At 64.0% G+C, this 1,619-nt stretch carries 1 pseudogene; it reads left to right on the top strand.

Going from position 1 to position 1,619, the window contains the following annotated elements:
• The first annotated feature begins 334 nt into the window (after positions 1-334).
• A pseudogene (locus tag ACIRRA_RS45970) lies at positions 335-1,566 on the top strand (IS110 family transposase).
• Positions 1,567-1,619: the final 53 nt, after the last annotated feature.

Consider the following 1,619-nt stretch of genomic DNA (forward strand, 5'->3'; position numbering starts at 1 on the left):
GGGGTTCCGGTAGTAATCGCCGAAGATCCAACGAAGCTGACCAGGGGCCGCTGCGCTCCTCCGTGGGGGAGGAAAATGGTGGGCCGGTTGCGTCGGTGCGGTGTGGCGCTGCTGGTCGGATCGGTTGATGCTGGTGGGGTGTTTCGGTCGAGCCCGGTCGAACTGTGTTGCCAGTGAGCCCGCAACGAAGCTTGGGACGGAGGGCACGTTCGCGTCCACGGGAACCGTGGAATGTTGCCTTCGAGCACGAGTGTCAGATTCCTGTTTCATCCGCCTTCCCCGGAACACGTGCCCGCGCAAGCGAACACGGAACGATTCGGATCGGTGGTATGTGATGGATGTTGTTCACCCGCGATGCGCGGGACTGGATTGCTCGAAGAAGGACGCGAAGGTATGCGTCCGGATTCAGGGGCGGGGAAAGACTCGTGCGGTGACGACCTGGGGTGCGACGAGCGGCCAGATCCTCGCGCTGCGTGAGCATTTGATCGCGGAGAAGGTCACGTGTGTGGTGATGAATCCACCAGCGACTACTGGAAGCCGTTCTACTACCTGCTCGATGAGGAGTTGGACGTGATCCTGGTCAATGCCGCACACGCGCGCAACCTTCCAGGGCGCAAGACCGATGTGTCGGACGCGGCCTGGCTGGCTGACCTGGGTGCGCACGGACTGGTGAAGGCCTCATTGGTGCCACCCGCACCGATCCGGGCGCTGCGGGACCTGACCCGCACCCGCACCGCGTTCACCCGGGAACGCGCCCGCGAGGTTCAGCGGTTGGAGAAACTGCTCGAAGACACCGGCATCAAGCTGTCTTCAGTCGCCTCCGACATCACGGGAGTCTCGGGTCGGGCGATGCTCGAAGCGTTGATCGGCGGGCAACGCGACCCGGCGGTACTTGCCGATCTGGCTCAGCGCCGGATGCGGTCGAAGATCCCCGCCCTGATCGAGGCATTGACGGGACGGTTCACTGCCCACCACGCGTTCATGACCCGTTTGTTCCTGGACCGGATCGATGCCCACACCGCCGATATCGCGCGTTTGGATGCCCGCATCGACGAGGCGATGGCACCTTTTCACGCGGCCCGGGACCTGCTCGCCAGCATCCCGGGCTTCTCCCGGATCGTGGCTGAGGTGTTCCTCGCTGAGACCGGAGGCGATATGACCGTTTTCCCCTCCGCCGGTCACCTGGCCTCGTGGGCGGGGCTTTCCCCGGGCTCCAACGAATCCGCGGGCCGCGTGAAGTCCACAACGACCCGGCCGGGCAACCGGTATCTCAAGGGCGCACTCGGGGTCGCGGCCCTGTCGGCCGCTCGATCGAAGAACACCTACTTCTCGGCCAAATACAAACGGATCACCTCCCGCCGCGGTCCGATGCGTGCGATCGTCGCTGTCGAACACGCCATGATCATCGCCGCCTGGAACATGCTCACCCACGGCGACTTCTACCGCGACCCCGGCGCCGACTACTTCATCCGCCACGCGCCCGCCAAGACAAAGTCCCGCGCGATCGGTCAGCTCGAAGCACTCGGCTACCGGGTCACCCTCCAACCCATTACTCAACCCGAATAAATCACCAACACCCGTGGTCACCCGTGGTGGTCACCATATTTTCGTGTCAGTTC

Origin of the sequence: Nocardia sp. NPDC101769, from assembly GCF_044766925.1 — a bacterium.
Lineage (GTDB): Bacteria > Actinomycetota > Actinomycetes > Mycobacteriales > Mycobacteriaceae > Nocardia.